Origin of the sequence: Winslowiella toletana (assembly GCF_017875465.1) — a bacterium.
GTDB classification, from domain to species: Bacteria; Pseudomonadota; Gammaproteobacteria; order Enterobacterales; family Enterobacteriaceae; genus Erwinia; species Erwinia toletana.
Genome location: NZ_JAGGMQ010000001.1, coordinates 1,813,011 through 1,837,960, shown reverse-complemented (window position 1 = coordinate 1,837,960; position 24,950 = coordinate 1,813,011). Strand labels below are relative to the sequence as shown.

24 protein-coding genes are annotated in these 24,950 nt (G+C 53.2%); 10 read left to right on the top strand and 14 right to left on the bottom strand.

The genetic code is table 11. From position 1 onward, the window contains the following. Positions 1–11 precede the first annotated feature (11 nt). The gene (locus tag J2125_RS08580) at positions 12–5,540 is read right to left on the bottom strand and encodes a glutamate synthase-related protein (RefSeq protein ID WP_017801472.1); all 5,529 of its coding nucleotides are present in this window, start codon (positions 5,538–5,540) and stop codon (positions 12–14) included. Positions 5,541–6,446: 906 nt separating this feature from the next. Between J2125_RS08580 and arcB the strand changes: the two genes are divergently transcribed. The 3 genes from arcB (at position 6,447) to mtgA (ending at position 10,403) form a co-directional block, all read left to right on the top strand. Then, positions 6,447–8,783 carry an aerobic respiration two-component sensor histidine kinase ArcB gene (gene arcB, locus J2125_RS08575; protein WP_017801471.1) on the top strand — a complete coding sequence of 779 codons (2,337 nt, stop codon included), beginning with the start codon at positions 6,447–6,449 and terminating at the stop codon, positions 8,781–8,783. Between the two features lie 244 nt (positions 8,784–9,027). Beyond that, positions 9,028–9,681 (top strand): isoprenoid biosynthesis glyoxalase ElbB, encoded by a 654-nt coding sequence (elbB, locus tag J2125_RS08570; RefSeq protein ID WP_017801470.1) that lies wholly within the window; start codon positions 9,028–9,030, stop codon positions 9,679–9,681. Then, positions 9,678–10,403: a monofunctional biosynthetic peptidoglycan transglycosylase gene (mtgA, locus tag J2125_RS08565; RefSeq protein WP_017801469.1), complete on the top strand. Its 726-nt coding sequence runs from the start codon at positions 9,678–9,680 to the stop codon at positions 10,401–10,403. Before elbB ends, mtgA begins: the two co-directional genes overlap by 4 nt. Before the next feature lie 51 nt (positions 10,404–10,454). Here mtgA and npr read toward each other — a convergent pair whose 3' ends face one another. The 11 genes from npr to J2125_RS08510 all read right to left on the bottom strand — a co-directional run bounded on the left by npr (position 10,455) and on the right by J2125_RS08510 (position 18,443). Next, positions 10,455–10,727: a PTS phosphocarrier protein NPr gene (npr, locus tag J2125_RS08560; protein WP_017801468.1), complete on the bottom strand. Its 273-nt coding sequence runs from the start codon at positions 10,725–10,727 to the stop codon at positions 10,455–10,457. Then, complete coding sequence (gene rapZ / locus J2125_RS08555) at positions 10,724–11,578, bottom strand: RNase adapter RapZ (RefSeq protein ID WP_017801467.1); 855 nt, start codon at positions 11,576–11,578, stop codon at positions 10,724–10,726. Before rapZ ends, npr begins: the two co-directional genes overlap by 4 nt. A gap of 34 nt (positions 11,579–11,612) precedes the next feature. Further along, a complete protein-coding gene (gene ptsN, locus J2125_RS08550; RefSeq protein ID WP_026111745.1) occupies positions 11,613–12,095 on the bottom strand; it encodes a PTS IIA-like nitrogen regulatory protein PtsN in 483 nt (160 codons plus the stop codon). A 162-nt stretch (positions 12,096–12,257) separates the two neighbouring features. Further along, positions 12,258–12,545: a ribosome hibernation promoting factor gene (hpf, locus tag J2125_RS08545; protein WP_017801465.1), complete on the bottom strand. Its 288-nt coding sequence runs from the start codon at positions 12,543–12,545 to the stop codon at positions 12,258–12,260. A 23-nt stretch (positions 12,546–12,568) separates the two neighbouring features. Further along, complete coding sequence (rpoN, locus tag J2125_RS08540) at positions 12,569–14,002, bottom strand: RNA polymerase factor sigma-54 (protein ID WP_026111744.1); 1,434 nt, start codon at positions 14,000–14,002, stop codon at positions 12,569–12,571. Positions 14,003–14,050: 48 nt separating this feature from the next. Then, positions 14,051–14,776, bottom strand: coding sequence for an LPS export ABC transporter ATP-binding protein (gene lptB, locus J2125_RS08535; protein WP_017801463.1), 726 nt, complete (start codon positions 14,774–14,776; stop codon positions 14,051–14,053). A 6-nt stretch (positions 14,777–14,782) separates the two neighbouring features. Further along, positions 14,783–15,337 (bottom strand): lipopolysaccharide ABC transporter substrate-binding protein LptA, encoded by a 555-nt coding sequence (lptA, locus tag J2125_RS08530; protein WP_026111743.1) that lies wholly within the window; start codon positions 15,335–15,337, stop codon positions 14,783–14,785. Further along, complete coding sequence (gene lptC / locus J2125_RS08525) at positions 15,303–15,881, bottom strand: LPS export ABC transporter periplasmic protein LptC (RefSeq protein WP_017801461.1); 579 nt, start codon at positions 15,879–15,881, stop codon at positions 15,303–15,305. Before lptC ends, lptA begins: the two co-directional genes overlap by 35 nt. Next, on the bottom strand, positions 15,878–16,444 hold the full coding sequence (gene kdsC / locus J2125_RS08520; RefSeq protein ID WP_017801460.1) for a 3-deoxy-manno-octulosonate-8-phosphatase KdsC: 567 nt from the start codon (positions 16,442–16,444) through the stop codon (positions 15,878–15,880). Before kdsC ends, lptC begins: the two co-directional genes overlap by 4 nt. A gap of 16 nt (positions 16,445–16,460) precedes the next feature. After that, complete coding sequence (gene kdsD / locus J2125_RS08515; RefSeq protein ID WP_017801459.1) at positions 16,461–17,447, bottom strand: arabinose-5-phosphate isomerase KdsD; 987 nt, start codon at positions 17,445–17,447, stop codon at positions 16,461–16,463. 24 nt (positions 17,448–17,471) lie between these two features. Continuing rightward, the gene (locus J2125_RS08510; protein WP_017801458.1) at positions 17,472–18,443 is read right to left on the bottom strand and encodes a calcium/sodium antiporter; all 972 of its coding nucleotides are present in this window, start codon (positions 18,441–18,443) and stop codon (positions 17,472–17,474) included. Positions 18,444–18,711: 268 nt separating this feature from the next. Here J2125_RS08510 and mlaF point away from each other — a divergent pair, with 268 nt between their 5' ends. From mlaF to murA, 7 genes are all read left to right on the top strand, one after another. After that, positions 18,712–19,524 (top strand): phospholipid ABC transporter ATP-binding protein MlaF, encoded by an 813-nt coding sequence (gene mlaF, locus J2125_RS08505; protein ID WP_017801457.1) that lies wholly within the window; start codon positions 18,712–18,714, stop codon positions 19,522–19,524. Positions 19,525–19,531: 7 nt separating this feature from the next. Then, entirely contained in the window at positions 19,532–20,314 is a 783-nt protein-coding gene (gene mlaE, locus J2125_RS08500) for a lipid asymmetry maintenance ABC transporter permease subunit MlaE (RefSeq protein WP_017801456.1), read from the top strand. Positions 20,315–20,318: 4 nt separating this feature from the next. Beyond that, a complete protein-coding gene (gene mlaD / locus J2125_RS08495; protein WP_017801455.1) occupies positions 20,319–20,861 on the top strand; it encodes an outer membrane lipid asymmetry maintenance protein MlaD in 543 nt (180 codons plus the stop codon). Positions 20,862–20,874: 13 nt separating this feature from the next. Further along, positions 20,875–21,507, top strand: a complete 633-nt coding sequence (gene mlaC / locus J2125_RS08490; RefSeq protein ID WP_017801454.1) for a phospholipid-binding protein MlaC — start codon at positions 20,875–20,877, stop codon at positions 21,505–21,507. Then, complete coding sequence (mlaB, locus tag J2125_RS08485) at positions 21,507–21,809, top strand: lipid asymmetry maintenance protein MlaB (RefSeq protein ID WP_017801453.1); 303 nt, start codon at positions 21,507–21,509, stop codon at positions 21,807–21,809. Before mlaC ends, mlaB begins: the two co-directional genes overlap by 1 nt. 116 nt (positions 21,810–21,925) lie before the next feature. Then, a complete protein-coding gene (ibaG, locus tag J2125_RS08480; RefSeq protein WP_017801452.1) occupies positions 21,926–22,180 on the top strand; it encodes a BolA family iron metabolism protein IbaG in 255 nt (84 codons plus the stop codon). Positions 22,181–22,253: 73 nt separating this feature from the next. Continuing rightward, the gene (gene murA, locus J2125_RS08475) at positions 22,254–23,513 is read left to right on the top strand and encodes a UDP-N-acetylglucosamine 1-carboxyvinyltransferase (RefSeq protein ID WP_017801451.1); all 1,260 of its coding nucleotides are present in this window, start codon (positions 22,254–22,256) and stop codon (positions 23,511–23,513) included. Between the two features lie 53 nt (positions 23,514–23,566). Here the strand turns inward: murA and J2125_RS08470 are convergent, their stop codons facing one another. Together J2125_RS08470 and J2125_RS08465 are read right to left on the bottom strand one after the other, a co-directional pair. Beyond that, the gene (locus J2125_RS08470) at positions 23,567–24,496 is read right to left on the bottom strand and encodes an Rpn family recombination-promoting nuclease/putative transposase (RefSeq protein ID WP_017801450.1); all 930 of its coding nucleotides are present in this window, start codon (positions 24,494–24,496) and stop codon (positions 23,567–23,569) included. Positions 24,497–24,662: 166 nt separating this feature from the next. Then, positions 24,663–24,941, bottom strand: a complete 279-nt coding sequence (locus tag J2125_RS08465) for a helix-turn-helix domain-containing protein (RefSeq protein WP_017801449.1) — start codon at positions 24,939–24,941, stop codon at positions 24,663–24,665. Positions 24,942–24,950 lie beyond the last annotated feature (9 nt).

The window sequence follows — 24,950 nt, the reverse complement described above, 5'->3', positions numbered from 1 at the left end:
TTAACCGGCAATCAGGCCAGTTTACCCACCGCCGCCGCCAGTTCTGGCAGTGCGGCACGGGCAAACAGTTCCTCAAAGTCAGGCAGTCCTCCCAGAACCTGTCGGTTACGGGCATCCTGATAAATGATCCAGCCATAAGTGGCCAGACTGTCCATTGAACGAATGTTACGTTGCGTCAGTGCTGCCTTGTAGTCTGACATGCGTTTTGCGGCAATCAGGCAAGAGAGCTCTTCATCACTGTAGTTTTCAATCGCCGCGCGGGCATGACGCTGCAACTTACTGATTAACGCAAAATCTTCAGTCATCAGCAGGTTACGCACCGCTTTTTCCATCGCCGCATCTTCTACCGCAGTGCCTTTCGGCAGACGCGACAGCGCCAGCTGTTGAGCAGAACTGAGTACGGTGTAGTTATTCAGCAACACAAACATTTCTGGCGTGTCGGTGGCGCCATAAGCCGGTACCGAGCCATTAGCGATAGTCTGCTTGTTGCGCCAGGCGTTTTTAAATTTCGCCACCTGGTGGCCGGCCAGCGCGGTGGACAGCTCTTCCAGCAGATCCTTACGCGTTTTCGCCTTCAGAATTTCAGCGCCATCCTGATACAGCAGCAGTGAGCGCGGCATCACGTAGACAAAGTGCTGGCACTCGGTTTCCCAGTGCTGCAACAGCCAGGCGGCACGCTCAGAACCGGTGGCGTCCAGATGCCAGTTCAGCATCGTCAGCACCGCTTCTTTATGTACGCGCGCCATCTCATCGTCTTCGGCAATCGAGCCAAACAGCACTGAATCACCGGCGGCGTGGGCGGCCAGTGCGCCATACGGGTCGTACTGGTAAGCGAAACCGCCGCTCATCCCATTGCCAAAACCTTTACCGAAGGTACCGAGGTTAAGGATGGCGCCGTTAGTCATATATTCGCAGCAGAAATCACCGACCCCTTCAACCACGGCAGTGGCGCCGGAGTTACGAACCGCAAAGCGGTCTCCCGCCTGCCCCTGAACAAACAGACGTCCACCGGTAGCGCCAAACAGGGCAAAGTTACCAATCAGGACGTTGCCATCAGCATCCTGCGAACCGCCGCCTGGCGATCTGACGACGATTTCGCCGCCGCATTGCCCTTTGCCGACGCCATCATTGCAGGTGCCGCTGTGATCGAGGCGCATACCGTCGTTACAGAATACGCCGTAGGACTGGCCTGCAGAGCCGACAGTGGCAATATTCACCGTACCCGGCGCCAGATAGCGACGGCCACGATCGTCAAGCAGGGCGGCCGGAATCGCGCTCAGCTGTGCAGCATCCAGCTGGTGGTTCAGCGCGCGCTCAATATCAATAGATAACTGGCCACCGACGCTCTTATTACGGTTGTTCAGCGTAATACCATTGCCGAGCTTAATCTCGCGCTTGCCTTCGGCGAACAGTTCGCTGTTCAGCTGTTCTAACCAGCCGTTATCCAGCTCGAAATCTTTTTCCAGATAGACCGGACGGGCGATTTTCTGCTCCGGCACGACGGTCAGCATGGCGCGCAGATCCAGTTTGCCAACTTCACGCGGGTGATCCATCAGGTGCAGCAGATCCGAACGACCACGCGCTTCACGCAGCGAGCGCAGACCCATGCGCGCCAGCATTTCACGCACTTCGTGCGCCACGTTGATAAAGTACTGCGCCAGCTGACGCGGATCGCCATCAAAGGCTTCGGCATTGGTGGTCAGACCGGCCGGGCATTTGACGTTACAGTTTTTCGCCATCACGCATTTCAGCATCATCAGTGCGGTGGTACCGAACTCAAAGCTGTCGCCACCCAGCAGCGCCGATTTCACCACGTCGCTGCCGGTTTGCTGCGCGCCGGAACAGCGTAAGATCACTTTCTCACGCAGACCGTTGGCGCACAGCGCCTGATGCACTTCGGCAATGCCGATTTCCGCCACACGGCCGGTATATTTCAGGCTGGTCACCGAAGCGGCGCCGGTGCCACCGGTGTTACCGGCGACGTTAATCACATCCGCGCCAGCTTTCGCCACGCCGACCGCGATGGTGCCGATACCTTCAGAGGAGACCAGTTTCACGATCACCCGCACGCGCGCCGCTTTGCAGTCATGGATCAGCTGCGCCAGATCTTCAATTGAGTAGGTATCGTGGTGCGGAGGTGGCGATACCAGCTCCACGCCCGGCGTACCGCCACGGGCAGCCGCGATCTCAACCGTCACTTTCGCCGACGGCAACTGACCGCCTTCGCCAGGTTTTGCACCCTGACCAATTTTGATCTCCAGCTCTTCCAGCATCGGATCCGCCAGATAGGCGGCCCAGACGCCGAAGCGGCCAGAGGCCAGCTGTTTGATGCGTGAAGCACGGATGGTGCCGTGACGTGAGTAGTGTTCGCCACCTTCACCACAGTTGCTCATACCGCCAACCATATTGGTGCCATGCGCGACGGCTTCATGCGCCGGCGCGACCAGCGCGCCATGACTCATCGCACCGGAAGCAAAGGTACGGGTAATTTCGCTGGCCGGCTGCACTTCGCTTAACGGCAGCGAAGGTGAGGTGGTGAACAGGCGTGACAGATAGTCTGCCGCTGTGCCACTGGCCACCATCCGCAAGGCACCGCTGACGATTTCGCTGCTTTCGATTTCGGTGTCAAAGCGATTTTTCAGTGCAATATCCAGCGCAGCCAGCCGCTCGTTTTCAGATTTCAGCCCTTCAATCGCATCGGTCAGACGCAGCGTAAACTGACTGGCGTCTTCGTTGCTTTCACAGACCAGACCACGAACCGCAAAGCCATTGTTAATTAATGAATAACGGCCCAGTTTACGCGAGAACTCGGCAATGCTGTCGACATGGGTCAAGTCCGCCGGGAAGGCGAGAATGTCACGCAGCGCCGCAGGACGACGTTTACGCTCCTGGTGCATCAGGCTGGAGAACTGACGGTAATCCGGCGTAATGGTAAAGGCGTCGATGACCTCGTTCGGGATACGCTCAAAGCTGCTGTCCTTAAATGACTTCGCTTTGATATTGAAAGCATTGTCCAGCTTTGCCAGCGTCAGCAGGCGGATAAACTGATCCTCTTCGCGCGGCTTGTCGGCAAAGCGAATTGGCTGCTCAGTCATATCAATAAAGGTACGTACCGCGATGGTGCCGTAAGAGTGACCGGCGCCTTCCGCACGCTCTTTAAACAGGCCGAGCAGCGGCACTTCGGACTCGCCCTGAATTTTCAGCGCGCTCTGATGCCAGTCCACCGCCATCTGGGCGATAGCCGCAAAGCCCGCGCCGCCAACCGGGGTTCTGATATTCGGGAAATATTTCTTCAGGACCGCATCTTCGGTATCGAGGAAGTTCGGCTCAAAGAATTCACCACAGCTGTAGCTTTCCACGGTACAGAGTCCAACTTTACCCATGGTTTTCATCAGCGCTTTTTCAGCGGCTTTGGCATAGCGTTTAAACGCTTTGTTGCCTTCTTCGCCTTCGCCATATTTCTCTTCGGCACGCATCTGCACACCGAGTGGATAGATAGCGGAAGCGCCAAAGCCCAGCGCCGCAGCGATATGGTGCGAAGAAATGCTCTGACCACTCTCCACGACCAGCGATACGTCAAGACGCAGACCTTCCTGCACCAGACGCTGGTTAATGGCGGAAACCACCAGCAGCATTGGCATCGCTGCACGGCTTGAAGAGATATGGCGGTCGGTAATAACCGCGATGCCACCCTGTTCACGGGCGAAATCGACCACTTGCTGCGCCAGGTCGTCAATCGCCAGCTCCAGCGCTCCGGCATTATCCAGACGGCTCTGCGCATCGGTGCCGAGTACTGGCTGATACAGCATTTCAAAGCGGGCGTAAGGGGCGACGTCCTGCTCACGTAACTGCAGCATATCCAGATGGGTCAGGATTGGCGTCGGCACAATAATCTGCCGGCCTTTGCTGCGTCCGAGATGCGGTTTGGCGCCCAGCGCTACGCGCAGCGTCATGCCGTCAACTTCACGAATGGAGTCTAACGGTGGGTTAGTTACCTGGGCAAAGCGCTGAGAGAAGTAGTGCGCCATGCCGCCTTCATGATCGGATAAACCGTTGATCGCGTTGCCGTAACCCATGGCTGAAATTTTTTCAGCACCGGTGTTCAGCATCGGATCCATCATAAATTTGAAGCTTTCCTGATTGTAATAGTAAGCAACAAAACGCTGATAGGTTTTCAGATCGCCGCTGTAACGCAGTGGCGAGCCTAACTGCTCGGCGGCAATTACCGGCAGATCTTGCAGGGTGACGCGCGATTGTGCCAGCAGCGCCGGATAATCCTGTTCTGTCGCCAGTTTTTCCAGCGCTTCAATGGTGGTGTAGCTGCGTTTTGCGCTGTGATCGTAATAGAGCATCCCGCCGGCTTCGATACGGCCACGGCGTAATACGCTTTCCGGTGGGAAGGCGATCTGGCCCGCTTCTGACATCGCGCCAATATACTCAGCGGTTTCCACCGAGCGCAGCGGACGCAGGCCAAGGCGATCCAGACGCGCGCCGATAATTTCACCGTTACCAAAAATCAGCGCCGCCGGGCCGTCATTTTTCTCTTCATATAAAGAGAAGTACTCCAGCATCGCGCGCACACCTGGCGATAATGAATCATCGTTTTCCCACGCTGGCGGCATCATGGACACCACCGCGAGGATCAGATCCAGATCGTCTTCCATCAGACGGCTGTGGATACTCTGATCGAGACGTGAGCTGTCGGACTGACCTTTTGGCCGCACGATTTTTTTGCCACGCGCCAGCGCCAGCGCCGCTTCGGCAATGCGGTTTTTACGGTCGGTATTCAGCTCACCGTTGTGCGCCATCAGGCGGAACGGCTGCGCCATGGTGGTATGCGGATCGGTGTTCGTCGAGAAACGGGTATGGAAAAACAGGCCACGCACCTGATGATCCGGATCGGTCAGATCCTGGAAATAAGGGATCACTTCATTGGAGTTAAGGCGTGCTTTCAGTACCTGCGTACGGGAAGAGAGCGAGAGCGGATAAAGTCCGCCAAACTGGCTTTCAGTAAAGGCACGGGCTTCGATATCCAGCAGCGCGCGATAGATGCGTTTTTCAAACGTATTTTGATCGGTTACGTCCTGCGGGGCAGTAAACACCCACTGAACGATTGGCAGCTGGAATTGCGCGGCGGCCGGACGCAGAACGCTGGCGTCCAGCGGCAGGTCACGCTTTAAAATAGTGGTAAAGCCGTAAGAGGCGAGGATATCAGCCACCAGACGTTCGGCAGTGGCGCGCTGTTCGCTATCTTTCGGCACAAAGAAGTTACCGACGCCAAAGCGTCCGGACTCCAGCGACTGGCCAGTAATTTTACGGAAGAAGTGCAAAGAGAGATCTACGTTGACCCCGGCTCCGTCACCTACGCCTTCGGCCGACATGCCCCCACGATGAGGTACGGTACACAGGGCGCTGTGCGCCATCTGCAGTATCTCATGAGTCTGCTCGCCGTCCTTACGTGTGAGGAAACCCACGCCACAGCTATCACTTTCATCTGCTGGATCATACAAGCCATAGGGATATGGGTTTGAATTGGACATCGAGGGCCTCCTTAATTACTGCTGTGACATTACCACGTTGTTTCAGGCACAGAGCGCAGCCGGACTGACTCCCAGCTCTGTATCATTTTATATCCGCTATTCAGCGGGCATCGTTTATCCGGGCATTTCAGCGGCTGACATTATTTAATGTCAGCCAGTGGGGTGCTCTTTATTTCCGGGTCTCATTAGAAGAGATAACTTGCATCATGCGGGAGTCTTCTTGCTGCATAGATATGCCGAGACACTGGCCCCTCAGGAAAGCTTCCAGCGGATTTCCAACTTATCGGGAAAGCGTACAGAGGTCAAATGTGGTTCTTACTTATGCTTTTTCGGGCTTTATTGTGGTTATATTACTGTAATTTATAGGGTTGTTACTCAATTTTATCCCGATCGAGTGTAATGTTGCTGCGGAAGAAATGTGAACTGACTCACTATAGTGCAGTGAGCAAATACCTGCACCATGCTGGTGCTGACATCAATTATAGCATTATATGCTGATAACAGCGCTGAAACCGCAGGATGAGACTGTTTTTGAACTGAATGGATATTTGAATCAAATAGCGCCTCATCATTAGTAAAATTAATCGTGCTGCGCATGATTAAAATATCGCTAAAGATGAATGATTATTCGTTTTGATATGGGGAGGCCGGATGACGCAACAAGGTCATCACATTGAAAAACAATAATAACGCAGAAGCGCTCATTTGCTGAGGCGGCCCAACAGATTATGCGGTTGCCAAAATTAGTCAATATCTTTTCTGTGGTAAAGGCGTGAAAGCCGCGAATGACGCGGCTTTCGCACCAATTTGGTGCGCGTTCGCCACCGGTTATGCTGATCCAGCGCCACCGCGTTCGCGGTAAAAGTGCGATATGATGATGCGTATCGACCAGGAAGGAAGCTGTTTATGAAGCAAATTCGGTTATTAGCGCAGTATTACGTTGATTTGATGGTCAAACTGGGACTGGTACGCTTTTCATTACTGCTGGCCTCCGCGCTGGTGGTGCTGGCGATGGTGGTGCAGATGGCGGTGACCATGCTGCTGCGCGGCCACGTTGAAAGTATCGATATGGTGCGTTCGGTGTTCTTCGGGCTGCTGATTACTCCCTGGGCGGTCTATTTCCTCTCGGTGGTGGTTGAGCAGCTGGAGGAGTCGCGCCAGCGGCTGGCGCGGCTGGTGGACAAGCTGGAGGAGATGCGCCATCGCGATCTCGAGCTGAATCAGCAGATGCAGGACAATATCACTCAGCTTAACCAGGAGATCGCCGACCGTATTAAAGCGGAGGAGGCGCGTCTGCAGGTGATGGATAAGCTGAAGGAGGAGATGGCGCGGCGCGAACAGGCGCAAATCGAACTGGAACAGCAATCCTCCTTTCTGCGCTCATTCCTTGATGCTTCGCCTGACCTGGTGTTCTATCGCAATATCGATCAACAGTTCTCCGGCTGTAACCGTGCGATGGAGCTGCTGACCGGCAAAAGTGAAAAGCAGCTGATCGGCCTGACGCCGAAAGATGTCTATGACGACGAGGCAGCCACCAAGGTGCTGGAAACTGACGAAAAGGTATTCCGCCATAATGTGTCGCTGACCTATGAGCAGTGGCTGGAGTATCCCGATGGTCGTAAAGCCTGCTTTGAAATTCGTAAAGTGCCTTATTACGACCGCGTTGGTAAACGCAGCGGGCTGATGGGCTTCGGACGCGATATAACCGAACGTAAGCGCTATCAGGACGCGTTAGAGAATGCCAGCAGGGAGAAGACCACCTTTATCTCTACGATCAGCCACGAGCTGCGTACGCCGCTTAATGGCATTGTGGGCCTGAGTCGCATCCTGCTTGATACCGATTTGAATCAGGAACAGCTGAAATACCTGAAAACTATCCATGTCTCCGCAATTACCCTCGGCAATATTTTCAATGATGTGATTGAGATGGATAAAATTGAGCGTCGTAAGGTGCAGCTTGATAATCAGCCGCTCGATTTCACCGGTTTTATCGCCGACCTGGAAAACCTTTCCGGCCTGCTGGCCCAGCCGAAAGGGCTGAAGTTTGTGATGGCGCCGGAACTGCCTCTGCCGCATCAAATCATTGCCGACGGCACGCGTCTGCGTCAGATCCTGTGGAACCTGATTGGCAATGCAGTGAAATTTACCCAACAGGGTGAGATTGTGGTGCGGGTCAGCTATCAGCCGCAGCGCGAGCGCCTGCGCTTTGAGGTGCAGGATTCCGGGATGGGTATCCCGCAGGATGAGCAGGACAAAATCTTCGCCATGTATTATCAGGTGAAAGATCAGCATGGCGGTAAACCGGCGACCGGTACCGGCATCGGCCTTGCGGTATCGCGTCGGCTGGCGCAGAGCATGGGCGGTGATATCACCGTCGATAGCGCGCCGGGTCAGGGATCCTGCTTTATTGTCGAAATTAACGCGCCGCAGCTGGCGGAAGAGGTAGCCGATGAGCAGCCGGACGATGAGCTGCCGTTACCGGCGCTGCATGTGCTGCTGGTCGAAGATATCGAACTGAATGTGGTGGTGGCGCGCTCGGTGCTGGAGAAGCTGGGCAACAGTGTGGAAGTGGCGATGACCGGTGGTGAAGCGCTGGAGATGTTCGATCCTGACGAGTTTGATCTGGTGCTGCTGGATATTCAGCTGCCGGATATGAGCGGACTGGACGTCGCACGGGCGATTCATCAACGTTTTGCTGGCCAGCATTTGCCGCCGCTGGTGGCGTTAACCGCCAATGTGCTGAAAGATAAACGTGAGTATCTTGACGCCGGTATGAATGATGTCCTGAGTAAGCCGCTGGCAGTACCCGCGCTGACGGCGATGATTAAAAAGTACTGGGACTATCAGGATGACTATCCTACGGAGGAGAGTGTGGTGGATGAGAAAAAACTGGCGTTACTCGATGTACCGATGCTGCAGCAATATATCGAACTGGTCGGGCCGTCGTTAATTCATCAAAGCCTGGCGATGTTTGAGCAGATGATGCCGGGTTATCTGGCAGTGCTGGATTCCAATATGATGGCGCGCGATCAGAAAGGGATTGCCGAAGAGGGGCATAAAATTAAAGGCGCCGCCGGATCGGTAGGCTTACAACATCTGCAACAGCTGGCGAAACAGATTCAGAGCCCGGAATTACCCGCGTGGTGGGATAACGTGCAGGAATGGATCGATGAACTGAAACAGGAGTGGCGACACGATGTGGCGGTACTTCGCGAATGGGTTCAGGACGCTGGAAAAAAATGACCCCGACCGAGGCCGGGGTGCGCGAATACACTGCGCCAACACCAGGGAAAATTTGACCTGCGCGATTATCATTCGAGTAACTCGATTTGCTCGACGCCCAGGCTCGGTATTGGATTAACGCTTAGAAACACCTTAGCAAATCCTGGAAAACAAGTAACCAGATTCATTAAAATGTGTGATGTGGAGCAGCGTTTCCATTCAGAAAACATTAATTTGCTGACACAGTCAAGTAAGGAATTAATTGATGACGTGTAGTGGTGTAATTTTGAGCGGTTGTGGGGGTTTTGGTGGCAGTAAAGTTTACGAAACCGGCTTAAGGTTGCTGGCCATTGAACGTGTCAGTGTGAAGGCAGCTTTTTTTGCCAGGGGTAAGGCGCAACTCCATGTAATTAATCATATTAATGGCAATATGGACGCCGGGTTTTGCACCGTTTTGCAGGATTCATCACGCATTATACGGGGTGAAATTTTACCGCTGGATCAAGCTGATTCCGTTCAGTATAAGCCACTCATCGTACCAGCAGGCTTTGGCGCGGACAAAAACCTCAGTTACGGCGAAAATGAGAGGCGACAATGCAATGTTGACGAAAATTTGCAAAAGCTTACATGTGAAATTTATAAGCAACGCAAACCAATTTGTTTCATCAGTATTTCACCTGGATTAATTCCCTCGCTACCTGACGAGCCGCTGCGCGTTATCATTGGAACCGATTCCAGTTACGCGGAAGTGATTGAAGCGAAGGGCGGAATTCACGTTTCCTGTCCGGTTAATGACATTGTAGTCGATGAAGAACACAGGGTGGTTACCACTCCGGCATGTATGCTGACAAATTCGATTGATGAAGCCGCCAGCGAAATCGATAAGCTGGTCAGACCCGTGGTGGATATGATTGCATGAGAAAGAACAAAGCAAAGCTGTTCCAGCGGCTGAAATACTGGTTTTTACGCGTGGTATTGGGTGTGGTGGGGCTGTGGATGGCAGGCATCGTGATTTTTGCTTTTCTGCCGGTGCCTTTCTCGGCAGTAATGGTGGAACGCCAGCTCAGCGCATGGTTACAGGGCGATTTTGCGTATGTTGCCCACTCCGACTGGGTGGCGATGGATGATATTTCGCCATGGATGCCGCTGGCAGTGATGGCGGCAGAAGATCAGAAGTTTCCAACCCACTGGGGTTTTGATATGGATGCCATTGCCTCGGCGATGGACCATAACGAGCGATCCGGGCGGATTCGTGGCGCTTCCACGCTTTCACAGCAGACGGCGAAAAATATGTTTCTGTGGGATGGCCGCAGTTGGGTGCGCAAAGGTCTGGAGGCCGGGCTGACGCTGGGTATCGAGGTAGTATGGACCAAGCGGCGCATTCTGACGGTCTATCTTAACGTGGCGGAGTTTGGCGACGGGGTGTTTGGCGTCGAAGAGGCCGCGCAACGCTATTTCCACAAGCCAGCCAGTAAGCTTACGCAATCTGAGGCGGCATTGCTGGCCGCGGTGCTGCCAAGTCCGCTACGCTTTAAAGCGGGTGCGCCTTCAGGCTATGTGCGCCAGCGCCAGCAATGGATTATCCGCCAGATGAATCAGCTGGGTGGCGAAGGTTTTTTACGCGAGCATAAACTCGATTGATTTAAACAGCGGGCGGCGAGAACGCCGCCCCTACGGAGATGTAAGGGGGGGTTAATCTTCGTCAAACCCGGCATTAAACAGTTCAATCACCGCCAGCAGGGCCTGTTCTTCATCGGGGCCGCTGGCTTCAATTTCAATATGCCCGCCTTTCGCGGAATCAAGCATCAGCAGCGCAATGACGCTGCTGGCCTCCGCCTCGGTGCCCGCTTCATTGCGCAGCAGCACTTCGGCGTCAAAACTCTGCACCAGTTCAAATAACTTCATTGCCGGGCGCGCATGCATCCCCAGCCGGTTCTGAATTTCCACGGTTTGCTTTACGGTCATGATTTGCGTTTTTCCAGCGTGCGATGACGTGACTGAACGTTTTTACCGCGTGAACGGAAGTAATCTGCCAGCTGCTCGGCAATATACACCGAGCGGTGTTTACCGCCGGTACAGCCAATCGCCACCGTGAGATAGCTGCGATTGTTGGTTTCCAGCATCGGCAACCAGAGCTCAAGATAGCTGCGGGTTTGATAGATGAAGTTATGCACTTCGGTATGACGATCGAGGAACGCCGCAACCGGACGATCCAGACCGGTCATCGGTCGCAGTTTCGGATCCCAGTGTGGATTCGGCAAAAAGCGGACGTCGAAAACATAGTCCGCATCAATCGGGATCCCGTGTTTATAGCCGAAAGATTCAAACACCATGGTCAGTTCGCGCTCACGCTTGCCCAGCAGACGTGTACGCAACATCTCGGCCAGTTCATGCACTGACATCTCTGACGTATCGATAATCAGATCGGCGCGGGACCGTAACGGCTCCAGCAGATCGCTCTCTTCATCAATGGCGCTCTCCAGCGATAAATTCTTACTGGAGAGGGGATGAAGACGGCGCGTATCGCTGTAGCGCCGAATCAGGGTGTTACGATCGGCGTCGAGAAACAGCAGCTGTGGCGAGAAGCTGTCAGGCAGACTGGTTAGCGCCTTCTCAAACACTTCTGGCGATTCCGGCATATTACGTACATCGATGCTGACCGCCGCAGACATATTGCGATCGGCCAGTGAGTTCGCTAATTCAGGCAGCAACACCACCGGCAGGTTATCAACACAGTAAAAACCCATGTCCTCCAGTGCGCGCAGTGCAACCGATTTCCCTGAACCAGAACGACCGCTGACGATCATCAGCACCATTAAATATTCTCCCGATTAATACGACCGAAAAATGCTAGTGATTCTCTTCCGGACTCTCAGTCATGATCTCATACAGCTCTTCATCGCTCTGCGCACTGCGCAGGCGGCGACAAATGGTTTTATCCGCCAGACGTTTCGCCACCAGAGAAAGGGTGTGCAAATGCGTTTTACACTGATCGGCAGGTACCAGCAGCGCGAACAGCAGGTCCACTGGCTGATTATCAATTGCATCAAAAGCAATTGGCTGATCAAGGCGGATAAATACACCAACGGCGCGCAGGGTATCCTCTTCCAGTTTACCGTGCGGGATGGCGATACCATTACCGATACCGGTACTGCCCATACGTTCGCGGGTCAGAATCGCTTCGAAGATGGTCTGGTGCGGAAGGTTAAGCTGTTTAGCCGCTAACTCGCTGATAATTTCCAGCGCCCGCTTTTTGCTCTGGCAGTGTACGCCGCTGCGGGTGCAGTCAACGCTAAGTACAGAGCTTAATTCCAGTGTTAGATCATTGTTCATCATAGTTTCACTTACGTGTTCACTTATGCTGGTTCATTGCTTTACTTTACTCGCCATCAGCTGGCAAAAGCAGCAAATTATTATCGACAACCCATTAAACGACACGGGGCGAATAAATTCGCCCCTGCACTTTATTCAGTTACCGATCGAGCAAAGGTGAATTTAGTGTTGTTTTAACTTGTCTTTATGCCTGGTTAACTGGCGGGCGAGTTTATCAATCAGCCCGTCAATTGCCGCGTACATATCTACCGCTTCCGAGGTTGCGTGTAGCTCTCCCCCATTCACATGCAGCGTAGCATCAGCCACCTGGGTGACTTTCTCCACTTTCAGAACAATATAAACCTGATTTATTCGGTCAAAATACTGTTCCAGCTTGGCAAATTTTGTATTAACGAAATCACGTAATGGTTCAGTAATTTCAACATGTTGCCCAGTGATATTTAGCTGCATAGTGTCTTCCTTCTCAGTTCAGATCAAACTAATTGCTTGCGCTGGTTTGATGGCGGGATGGATAAAGACTCTCGGTACTTTGCGACAGTGCGTCGGGCCACCATGATGCCCTGTTCAGAAAGCATAGTGGTTAACTTGCTATCGCTCAGCGGTTTGGCGGGATTTTCCGCCGAGATAAGCTTCTTCACCAGCGCGCGGATCGCGGTGGAAGAGGCTTCGCCTCCGCCCTCGGTATTCACATGACTGGAGAAGAAATACTTCAGTTCAAAAATGCCTCGCGGACTGTGAAGGTACTTCTGGGTGGTCACGCGGGAAATGGTTGATTCATGCATATCGACGGCGGAGGCGATATCAGCCAGCACCATCGGGCGCATATACTCTTCGCCCTGCTCGAAAAAAGCCTGCTGCTGCTCGACGATGCAGCGCGTAACCTTAAGCAGGGTGTCGTTGCGGCTTTCGAGGCTTTTGATCAGCCATTTGGCTTCCTGCAGGTTGCTGCGGATAAACTGACTGTCGCTGTCGCTACGCGTGCCGCCGCCCAGTGAGGCGTAGTGTTGGTTGATTTTTAGTCGTGGCACGCTGTCAGCATTCAGCTCGACTGCCCAGCGATTGCCGATCTTACGCACCAGCACGTCCGGGATAACATATTCGGGTTCACTGGTGTTGATCGACTGGCCAGGGCGCGGATCCAGTGACTGGATCAGCATCATCGCGCCTTTCAGCACATCTTCTTTCAACCGGGTGACGCGCATCAGGCTGCGGAAATCATGGTTGGCCAGCAGATCCAGGTGTTCGCTGACGATCAGCCGCGCCTCTTTCAGCAGCGCGGTTTCAGCCGGATATTGCGACAGCTGAACCAGCAGACAGTCACGCAGATCGCGTGCGCCTACGCCGATCGGATCGAAGCGCTGGATACGTTTCAGCACCGCTTCGACTTCATCAATCGCCAGATCTTCGGCGCCAATGCTGTCACGGATCTCTTCAAGGCTGGTGGTGAGATAGCCGATCTCATCAATGGCATCGACAATTGAGGTGGCAATGGCGCGGTCAGTATCGGTAAAGGGCGTCAGTTCCACCTGCCACATCAGATAATCCTGCAGGCTCTGCGTGGTTTCGCCCTGATAAACCGGTAGTTCTTCATCATGATAATCGGTACCGGTGCCAGAGGGGGTGCCTGCGGTATAAATTTCATCCCAGGTTGCATCAAGCGGTAGCTCTTCCGGCATATCCTTCTGTTCAAGCGCTTCACGGGTATCAAGAGCTTCACTCTCCTGGTATTCGCGTGCATCAATCTCTTCGTGGATATCGGTTTGCTCAAGCAGTGGGTTGCTTTCCAGCGCCAGCTGTATTTCCTGCTGGAGTTCAAGCGTAGAAAGTTGCAGCAAACGAATGGCCTGCTGCAATTGCGGCGTCATCGCGAGCTGTTGGCTAAGCCTGAGTTGCAAACCTTGCTTCATATTCAGGATACAAATTCCTAAGAAAACATGCGTGAAACAAACACCATATCAGAGTCTGAACTCTTCACCCAAATAGACGCGCTTAACTTGTTCATCAGCCAGCACTTCTTCAGGGGTGCCATGGGCAATCAGACGCCCCTGACTGACAATATAAGCCCGTTCACAAACCGCCAGCGTTTCACGGACGTTGTGGTCGGTGATTAACACGCCCAGTCCGCTGTCACGCAAATGCTCAATAATTTTCTTAATATCAATCACTGAAATCGGGTCGACCCCGGCGAACGGCTCATCCAGCAGGATAAATTTCGGATTGGCCGCCAGCGCCCGCGCGATCTCCACACGACGACGCTCACCACCGGAGAGGGACTGGCCCATGCTGTCGCGCAGATGCTCAATATGAAACTCTTCCATCAGCTCTTTCGCGCGGTCTTCGCGCTGCTCGCTGGTTAAGTCGTCACGGATCTGCAACACCGCCATCAGGTTATCGTAGACGCTGAGGCGACGGAAAATAGAGGCTTCCTGCGGTAAATAGCCGATACCACGGCGCGCACGGGCATGCAGCGGCAGAATGCTGATATCTTCGTCGTCAATCACAATACGGCCGGCATCACGCGGCACAATGCCCACCACCATGTAAAAGGTGGTGGTTTTGCCGGCGCCGTTGGGGCCGAGCAGACCGACGATTTCGCCAGACTTAACTTCCAGACTGACATCTTCCACCACGCGACGGCCTTTATAGGCCTTCGCCAGGTTTTCAGCGATTAATGTTGCCATAGCGAATTAGTTACTCTTGTTTTGACCGTTAGACGGCGTGCCTTTGTCCTGCAGCTGCGAAGGCACCAGAACGGTGGTGACGCGCTTGCCACTACTACCATAAGCCTGCATTTTCTGCTCTTTCACCAGATAGGTAATGCGATCGCCTTTCACGTTGCTATCGAGCTGCTCAAGATAGGCATTGCCGGTCAGCTCCACCAGATCTTTCGCCAGCTCATAATGCATTTTCTGCGCATGGCCCTTGACCGGTTTACCGTTGTCCTGCATCTGATAGAAGGTCGCCGGTGCGCCCCAGGCATCAACAATGGTTTTATTGCTGTCGCCGCCCGGACGTGTCACTACCACTTTATCCGCGGTAAGTTTAATGGTGCCCTGGGTGACGATTACGTTGCCGGTAAAGGTGGCGACATTGCCCTGCATATCCAGAGCCTGATTTTCCGAGTCGATATTGACCGGTTTTTCCGAATCGCCGGTCAGGGCGAAGGCGGGAAGGCTGGTGGCGAACAGCGCGCCGATAAGCAGTAACTTAAGGCTTTGATTGTTGTGCATTTTGAATTTCATAAGAGGTTTTGACCTTTTCAAGCAACTCGGCAGTTTTCGTCCGTAAATTTCCACGCATCTTCATACCGGTAGAGTTAAAGCTACTGCCATAAAGGGTGACCTGGTCTTCTGATGTGACATCCTGCGTCACCAGGTTCACCTGAGCATTATCGGTTTTAATGCGCTCAAGTTGAGAGTCCTGGGTAAGACTGTTCACTTCGACATGGCCATACAGAAACAGTTTACGGTCATTAGTCAGTTTGGCTTTGTCCGAACGCACCGACCATGTCGGCACTTTATTATCGTCGTAGGTGGTCATGATCGGATTATCAAACCAGCTAACGCCATCTTCGGCAAAGTAGGTCACTTTATCGGAAACCAGTTTATAATTCAGGCCGCCCAGCGGGTTGTACACCACGGTGCTGGAGTTGGCGCTGGTATAGGTTGGTTCATGATTATTAGTGGTCACCTGCGGCTGATCGTCATTGCCCGTCAGGGTCCAGCCCACCAGAATAATGGCAATCAGCGCCAGTAACAGCGTAATCCAACGCCTGGTTCTACTCATACAGATTGCCCTTTGGCATCATCAAACTTATCCTGCGCGATCAGAATCAGATCGCAAATTTCGCGTACCGCACCGCGGCCGCCAGCGATGCGGGTAACATAATGCGCCCGTGGCAGCAGGATCGGATGTGCATCCGCTACCGCCACGCTGAGCCCCACTTTAGCCATCACTGGCCAGTCAATTAAATCATCACCGATATAGGCGACTTGCTGCGGGCTTAACGACAGTTTATCCAGAAGTTCGCCGAAGGCCAAAAGCTTATCCGACTGTCCCTGGTAAAGATGCGTAATGCCTAAAGTCTTACAGCGATCTTCCATCAGTCTGGCGTTGCGGCCGGTTATAATAGCCACTTCTACCGACGAGGTCAGCAAACAGCGAATACCATAGCCATCACGCACGTTAAAAGCCTTCAGCTCTTCGCCATTATTGCCCATATAAATCACGCCGTCGGACATTACTCCGTCCACATCGCATATTAACAGGCGGATCTGTCTGGCACGCGCCATCACCTCCTGGCTTACTGCACCGTAGCAGGTATCGACCACTGCCTCTGTCTGGCTCATTATTGCTGATTCCTTTTCAGACCACGCCTGCGCGCAGCATGTCATGCATATGTACCACACCCAGCAACTGGTCGCCATCGGCAACCATCACTGCAGTAATGTGTCTGGTTTGCATCAGATTTAATGCATCGACCGCCAGCATATTCGGGCGCACGCGAATGCCGCCGGGGGTCATCACGCTGGCAATCGAGGCGTTCTGGAAATCGATGCCCATATCAAATACCCGACGCAAGTCACCATCGGTAAAGATCCCTTCAATTTTCATCAGGTCATCGACAATCACCGTCATGCCGAGGTTTTTACGTGTGATCTCCAGCAGTGCGTCACGCAGGGAGGCGTCTTTGCTGACATGGGGTATCTCATCGCCGCCGTGCATAATATCCGCGACGCGCAGTAATAATTTACGCCCCAGCGCGCCGCCAGGATGCGACAGCGCAAAATCCTCCGCCGTAAAACCGCGCGCTTTCAGCAGTGCCACCGCCAGCGCATCGCCCATCACCAGCGCCGCAGTGGTGCTGGAGGTTGGCGCCAGCCCCAGCGGACAGGCTTCCTGTGGCACTTTAACGCATAAATGGATATCCGCCGCACGACCCATTGCGCTTTCCGGCCGACTGGTCAGACAGATTAGTGGCACGTGCTGACGTTTCAGCACCGGGATCAGCGCCAGGATTTCGTTTGACTCGCCGGAGTTGGACAGCGCAATCACGATATCATTGGCGGTAACCATACCGAGATCACCGTGACTGGCTTCGCCGGGATGCACAAAAAACGCCGGCGTGCCGGTGCTGGCAAAGGTTGCGGCCATCTTTTTACCGATATGGCCTGATTTACCCATGCCCATTACGATAACCTTGCCCTGACACCAGAACATCATTTCACAGGCACGGCTAAAGTCTTCGTTAATATATTGATCGAGCTGCTCCAGTCCCAGTCGTTCAATGCGCAGAACATCCTTTCCTGCCTGCTGGAAGTCAAATCCGGGTTCAAGGTTGAGATGAGACATTGTTTTCAGTCCTTTCAATCAGATTTAGCTGTTCGGTAGCAGATACAGCGTCGCTACCCAGCCAATGAAACCACAAAGTAACAGCATGCCGGCAGCACGTCCGATACGTCGGCTACGCTGCAGACAAATAAGCGTAAACAGGGCGCTGACGCCCAGCATCACCCAGTAGTCGCGGGCGAAAGCGCTGGCATCAATGGCGCCAGGGTGGATTAGCGCCGGAATGCCCAGCACGATAGCAATATTATAAATGTTGGAACCAATCAGGTTGCCGATGGCGATATCATCTTCGCCTTTTAATGCGCCGGCAATCACCGTCGCCAGCTCCGGCAGGCTGGTACCGACCGAAATAATGGTTAAACCAATCACCAGTTCGCTGACGCCAAGATAGTCGGCAATCACTGTGGCATTGTCGATCACCATGCGCGTCGACATCGGTAGCATAATCAATGCCACCGCCAGCCAGAGAAATGCCACGGTATTACCAGCGTCATCGCGCGGCAGCTCGGCCAGCTGCTCGCGAGTCAGGGTATCGTTATTGTCGCGTTCTGCGCGGCGCGCGATTTTAATAATAAACGCCAGATAAATTGCGGCGATAGCGATCAGCGCCAGGCCATCGAAGCGACTCAGGGTGTCATCAAACAGCATAAAGCCGCAGAGCAGGGTAACCAGCAGCATTAGCGGCAGTTCGCGTCGCACCAGGTTTGAATGCACTGTAAGGGGATGCAGCAGCGCCGCGCCGCCAAGAATTAACAGGATATTGGTAATATTGGAACCCATTGCGGTGCCGACCGCGATATCCATCTGGCCATGGCTGGCGGCAGAGAAAGAGACAATCATTTCTGGCAGCGAGGTGCCGATACCCACCACCGTCATACCAATAATTAACGGCGGAATTCCCAACGATCGACATAAAATTGCCGCACTAAACACCAGACGATCCGCACCATATACCAGTAAAACTAAACCGATAATTAATAGTGCTGTAGCTAAAAGCATGAAGAGTCCTTTGATCGGGTATAATCGTCGGCTTGCCTGATTCGACGTTGGGCGAAAAAAACAGAGAATGGCAGTGATTTTGACGGCCTGTGAGCAAAAAGTAAAACTAAGCTGTCTGCCTGCATGGTGCATAAGCCATTACGCGACACAACTATGGCAATTATTGCGACACTTTAGCGGTAAGTTTCTGTAAAAGTAGTCGCTGCCGCCTGCACCAGGCTACCATTGGCGGTAAATTAAAGTCCTGAAAACTTGGGAAGGGTTAACGATGAGCCAGACGGCAACGAATTTGGTTGATGTACGCGGCGTCAGTTTCTCGCGCGGCGACCGGCCTATATTCGACAACATCTCGCTGACAGTGCCAAAGGGGAAAGTGACCGCGATTATGGGTCCTTCGGGCATTGGTAAAACCACACTCTTGCGCCTGATCGGCGGTCAGTTACCACCGGATTCCGGTGAAATCTGGTTTAATGGCGAGAATATTCCAACACTTTCGCGTTCACGTCTGTATGAAACGCGTAAAAAAATGAGCATGCTGTTTCAGTCCGGCGCACTGTTTACCGACTTAACGGTCTATGAAAATGTCGCCTGGCCGTTGCGTGAACACACTCGCCTGCCGAAACCGCTGCTGCACAGCACGGTGATGATGAAGCTGGAAGCGGTAGGATTGCGTGGCGCCGCCAGGCTGAAGCCCTCTGAACTTTCCGGCGGTATGGCGCGCCGTGCTGCGCTGGCGCGTGCAATAGCCCTTGAACCTGAACTGATTATGTTTGATGAACCCTTTGTCGGTCAGGATCCGATCACCATGGGCGTGCTGGTGAAACTGATCGATGAACTCAACAACTCGCTGGGTGTGACCTGCATTGTGGTTTCACATGATGTGCCAGAGGTATTGAGCATTGCCGATTACGCCTATATTGTTGCGGGACAAAAGATTATCGCGCACGGCACGCCTGGCGATCTTGATAACAATGAGGATGCGCGGGTGCGCCAGTTTATTGATGGCATTGCTGATGGACCGGTGCCTTTCCGTTTTCCCGCAGGGGATTACCTTACCGATTTAGTCGGTTCAGGGAGCTAACCAACTGATGTTAAGACCTGTACTGGCATCATTCGGGCGAAAGGGCATTAATACTTTTGCCTCCTTTGGTCGTGCCGGACTGATGCTATTTCATGCCCTCGCGGGCAAACCTGAGTTTCGTAAGCACGCGCCGCTGCTGATTAAACAGCTCTATAGCGTCGGTGTGCTTTCATTGTTAATTATTGTGGTATCCGGGCTGTTTATCGGCATGGTGCTGGGATTGCAGGGCTATCTGGTGCTGACCACCTACAGCGCTGAAAGCAGCCTCGGCATGCTGGTGGCTTTATCGCTGTTGCGTGAGCTGGGACCGGTGGTCACTGCATTGCTGTTTGCCGGCCGCGCCGGTTCGGCGCTGACGGCTGAAATCGGCCTGATGAAAGCCACTGAGCAGCTCTCCAGCATGGAGATGATGGCGGTCGATCCGCTGCGGCGGGTGGTTTCACCGCGCTTCTGGGCGGGCTTTATCAGTATGCCGCTGCTGGCGCTGATTTTTACCGCCGTCGGTATCTGGGGTGGTTCGCTGGTGGGAGTTAACTGGAAAGGTATCGACAGTGGCTTCTTCTGGTCGGCGATGCAGAATGCGGTCGATTTCCGCACCGATATTATCAACTGCGTGATTAAAAGCGCCGTATTTGCTTTTACGGTGATGTGGATCGCGCTGTTTAACGGTTACGACGCGATTCCGACCTCGGAAGGAATTAGTCGGGCGACAACGCGCACGGTAGTGCATTCATCACTGGCGGTGCTCGGTATAGACTTTGTGCTGACGGCACTGATGTTTGGGAACTGATTCAATGCAAAGCAAGAAAAGTGAAATTTGGGTAGGCCTGTTTATGCTGCTGGCGCTGGGCGCCATTGTGTTTCTCTGCCTGCGCGTTGCTGATGTGCAATCGCTGGGAACCCAGCCAACCTGGAAACTGTATGCCACTTTTGACAATATCGGCGGACTGAAAAAAAGCTCGCCGGTGAAAATTGGTGGAGTGGTGATTGGACGGGTGTCGGATATCAGTCTCGATCCGAAAACCTATTCGCCACGCGTCACCATGGATATTGAAGAGCAGTATAATGCGATTCCGGATACCAGTTCGCTGGCGATTCGCACTTCAGGCCTGTTGGGCGAGCAGTTTTTAGCCCTGAACGTCGGTTTTGACGATCCCGAAATGGGCACCGCGATGCTAAAAGATGGCGACACGCTGCAGGATACCAAGTCAGCGATGGTGCTTGAGGACCTGATCGGTCAGTTCCTGTATAAGAGCGGAGATAGCGCGGATAAGAGCAAGCATCCGCAGGAAGAATCCGCTGCGCAGCCCGCACCCGCTGCACCTGAACAACCATAAGAGGTAACAACGCATGTTTAAACGTTTATTAATGGTCGCGATGCTGGCCATCGTACCGCTGGCGGCGACAGCAGCTGACCAGAGCAACCCTTACAAACTGATGCAGGAAGCGGCGGCTAAAACCTTTACGCGTCTGAAAAACGAACAACCCAAAATCAAGCAAAATCCGGATTATCTGCGCCAGATTGTGCGCGAAGAGCTGCTGCCTTATGTGCAGATCAAATACGCCGGTGCGCTGGTATTAGGTCGCTACTATAAAGATGCGACCCCGGCTCAGCGTGATGCCTATTTCAAAGCGTTTGGCGCTTATCTTGAGCAGGCTTATGGTCAGGCGCTGGCGATGTATAACGGCCAGACTTATCAGATCGCGCCAGAGCAGCCGGTGGGTGACGCCACTATTGTGGCAATCCGCGTTTCGATTATTGATCCTAACGGGCGTGCGCCGGTACGCCTTGATTTCCAGTGGCGTAAAAACTCGCGCACTGGCGACTGGCAGGCGTATGACATGATCGCGGAAGGCATCAGTATGATCACCACCAAACAGAATGAGTGGAGCGATACCCTGCGTCAGAAAGGGATTGATGGTTTGACTGAGCAGCTGAAGTCCTATGCTGGTCAGCGTATTACCCTGGATCAGCAGAAATAATGACAGAACAACTGAGCTGGCGGGTTGAAGCCTCAACCCTGAGTCTGCAAGGCGAACTGGATCGTGAGACGCTGCTGGCATTATGGCAGCAGCGGGAAACCGTGATGAAACAGATCGATACAATCGATGTGTCAGCACTGGAGCGGGTCGATTCTGCCGGACTGGCGTTGCTGGTCCATCTGCGTCAGATGCTGCAACAGCAGGGGAAAACGCCGCTGTTTACCGGTGTTACCGATAAATTATTGTCGTTAATCAACCTGTATAATTTGCAGCAAATCATTGTTTCCCCGGCTGACTCGTAGCGATTAGCCAGTGGTAAAGAAAGCCTCTGAGACCTCAGGGGCTTTTTGCTTGTTTAAGATAAATGCCGTTTCTACTACTATGTCACCCTGTTTATTATCAACCGAATTAGAGCCTCATGGAAAATAGTGAAATTCAGTCCGTGCTGATGAGCGCGTTACCGTTAGAAGAAGTTCATGTCACGGGTGATGGCAGCCATTTTCAGGTGGTCGCCGTTGGCGAGATGTTTGCGGAACTGAGCCGTGTGAAAAAGCAGCAGGCTGTGTATGCGCCGCTGATGGAATATATTGCGGACAACCGCATTCATGCGGTTTCAATCAAGACCTATACGCCTGCCGAGTGGGCGCGCGACCGTAAGCTAAACGGTTTTTAAGCTGTATCAGCGTGGCTTACAAGTGAAGCCGGCGAACAGCCGTTTATGTTTCTGACAACAGAGAGCAGTTGCAATGGATAAATTTCGTGTACAGGGTCCGACCCGGCTGAGTGGTGAAGTGACAATCTCCGGCGCTAAAAATGCTGCACTGCCGATCCTGTTCGCCGCTCTGCTGGCGGAAGAGCCGGTAGAGATTCAGAATGTCCCGAAACTGAAGGACATTGATACCACCATGAAGCTGCTTAGCCAGCTGGGTGTTAAAGCGGAACGTAACGGGTCGGTGCATCTCGATGCCAGCGACGTCAATATTTTCTGCGCCCCTTACGACCTGGTGAAAACCATGCGTGCATCTATCTGGGCGTTAGGCCCGCTGGTGGCGCGTTTTGGCCAGGGTCAGGTTTCATTGCCGGGTGGTTGCGCGATTGGCGCGCGTCCGGTTGACCTGCATATTACCGGCCTGGAGCAGCTGGGCGCGGAAATCAAACTGGAAGAGGGCTATGTCAAAGCTTCCGTTGATGGCCGCCTGAAAGGCGCGCATATCGTAATGGACAAAGTCAGCGTTGGCGCTACGGTGACCATCATGAGCGCCGCCACGCTGGCGACCGGCACTACCGTGATTGAGAATGCCGCGCGTGAGCCGGAAATTGTCGATACGGCGAACTTCCTGAATACGCTTGGCGCGAAAATCAGTGGTGCAGGTAGCGATCGTATTACCATTGAAGGCGTTGAGCGTTTAGGTGGCGGTGTTTATCGTGTGCTGCCCGATCGTATCGAAACCGGTACTTTCCTCGTGGCTGCGGCGATCTCTCGCGGCAAGGTGGTGTGTCACAATACGCAGCCAGATACGCTGGATGCGGTGCTGGCCAAGCTGCGTGAAGCCGGTGCCGAGATTGAAACCGGCGACGATTGGATCAGCCTGGATATGCATGGCAAGCGCCCGAAAGCGGTAACGCTGCGTACTGCGCCACATCCTGGCTTCCCGACCGATATGCAGGCGCAGTTCACTCTGCTAAATCTGGTAGCCGAGGGCACCGGTGTGATTACCGAAACTATCTTCGAAAACCGCTTTATGCATGTGCCTGAGCTGATTCGTATGGGCGCTCATGCGGAAATCGAGAGTAATACGGTAATTTGCTACGGCACCGAGACGCTGTCTGGCGCGCAGGTAATGGCAACGGATCTGCGTGCTTCAGCAAGCCTGGTACTGGCGGGTTGTATTGCGGAAGGCACTACCATCGTTGATCGTATCTACCATATCGACCGCGGCTATGAGCATATCGAAGATAAGCTGATGGCGATGGGCGCGAATATTCAACGCATTAGCGGCGAATAATCGTTAATCCTGTTGCCCATACAATGGGCAACAGGGTTTTATGATACCGGTGGTCAGGCCATTGCTGTCTCGGAGTATTTTAGCTCATCAGCGGTCAGGCCGGTCACCTTCATCACCAGCGCAGGGGCCAGCCCTTCAAACAGCATGGTGCGGGCGATTTGCAGCTTCTCTTGCTGCATTTGCTGTCGTCCTTCCTCGCGTCCTTCCTCGTGTCCTTCGTCCCATCCTTTCTGATGCATCATTTCTGCAAAAGTCATAGTTATCTCCTTATATTGAGGTAGTTCTTGCGTCAGTATGCGTATAAGAACTTGCATGTCATCTGCGCTTCTTGTCAACATTTGGTAAAAAATTGATGCTTTAATCTGCTGTTCCGTATGGTCATTACTTTGTATCAGCATAAGCAGTTTCTCACCAAAATCGTCGATTTTTTGTTGGGTACGGCAATGTTTTTGCATAAATTCGAGCGTTGCTCCCCGCTTATGCGTTTTTATTACATCATCGGGGATCACCGTGACGTCGACCAGCGGAAAATCGCTGTTATAAAGCCGGCTGGCCAGCTCGGGGTCATCAAATTGTTGCAGCCAGTTCATCGGGTATGGATAAGGGCTGCTCTGGCCGTGATAGAAAAGGATCGGAATAACCAGTGGTGGTTTATCGTGGCCTTGATCTACGTGCCGTTGCATTGCCGCTAAGGCATAGCGCATCAGCCGTAAAGTCATATGCTTGTCGGGCGAACTTTGATGTTCAATCAGACAATAAATATAACCTTCGCCGTTGCCTGCTTTCATTGAGTAGAGGACATCAGAGTAAAGTGCCCGCAACTCTTTTTCGATAAAGCTTCCTGAGGCCAGCTGCAGGGTCTGCAGGTTGCAGTACTGCAGCAGTTCTGCTGGCAGGTGGGTCTGCAGAAAATCCCTGGCGGTTGACGTATGAGTAAGAAATGTTTTAAAAACAGCATCATGAGGTGTGGTTGTCATATCCATTTGATCGAATCCTGTCGTCCGGGTTGGCATCCCCGCAGATTGATATCTTCGCTCCGGCTCCTAATCCACGCAGGCATAAGCCGAGCCGGGACAATTCGTGGCACCAGTTGCAGAGCAGTATGGGGGATTTTGTAAAAGTGCCAGCATAAGAACTGGCGCGAAAGCGTTATATCTCTCTGCTGTTACTGACGCGTATCAGCTTTTTGCGGTTGATAAGTTCCTGCGTTTTGCTGTTGTAGTAACGGCTGGGCCAAATTACTGCCGGATGTATTTCAATGGCGTCCGCAATCAGCCATTCTCCTTTTGGCCAGGGACGGGTAAGGGCATTGGCTAAGGTCGAAGAACTTAACCCCGCCTGTCGGGAGACTGCGGCAAGCGACGTTCCACGTTTGCGTAATGCGGCAATAATATCTGCTGAGTGCCAGTCTTTGTTTCTTGTACTCATAAGCAATCC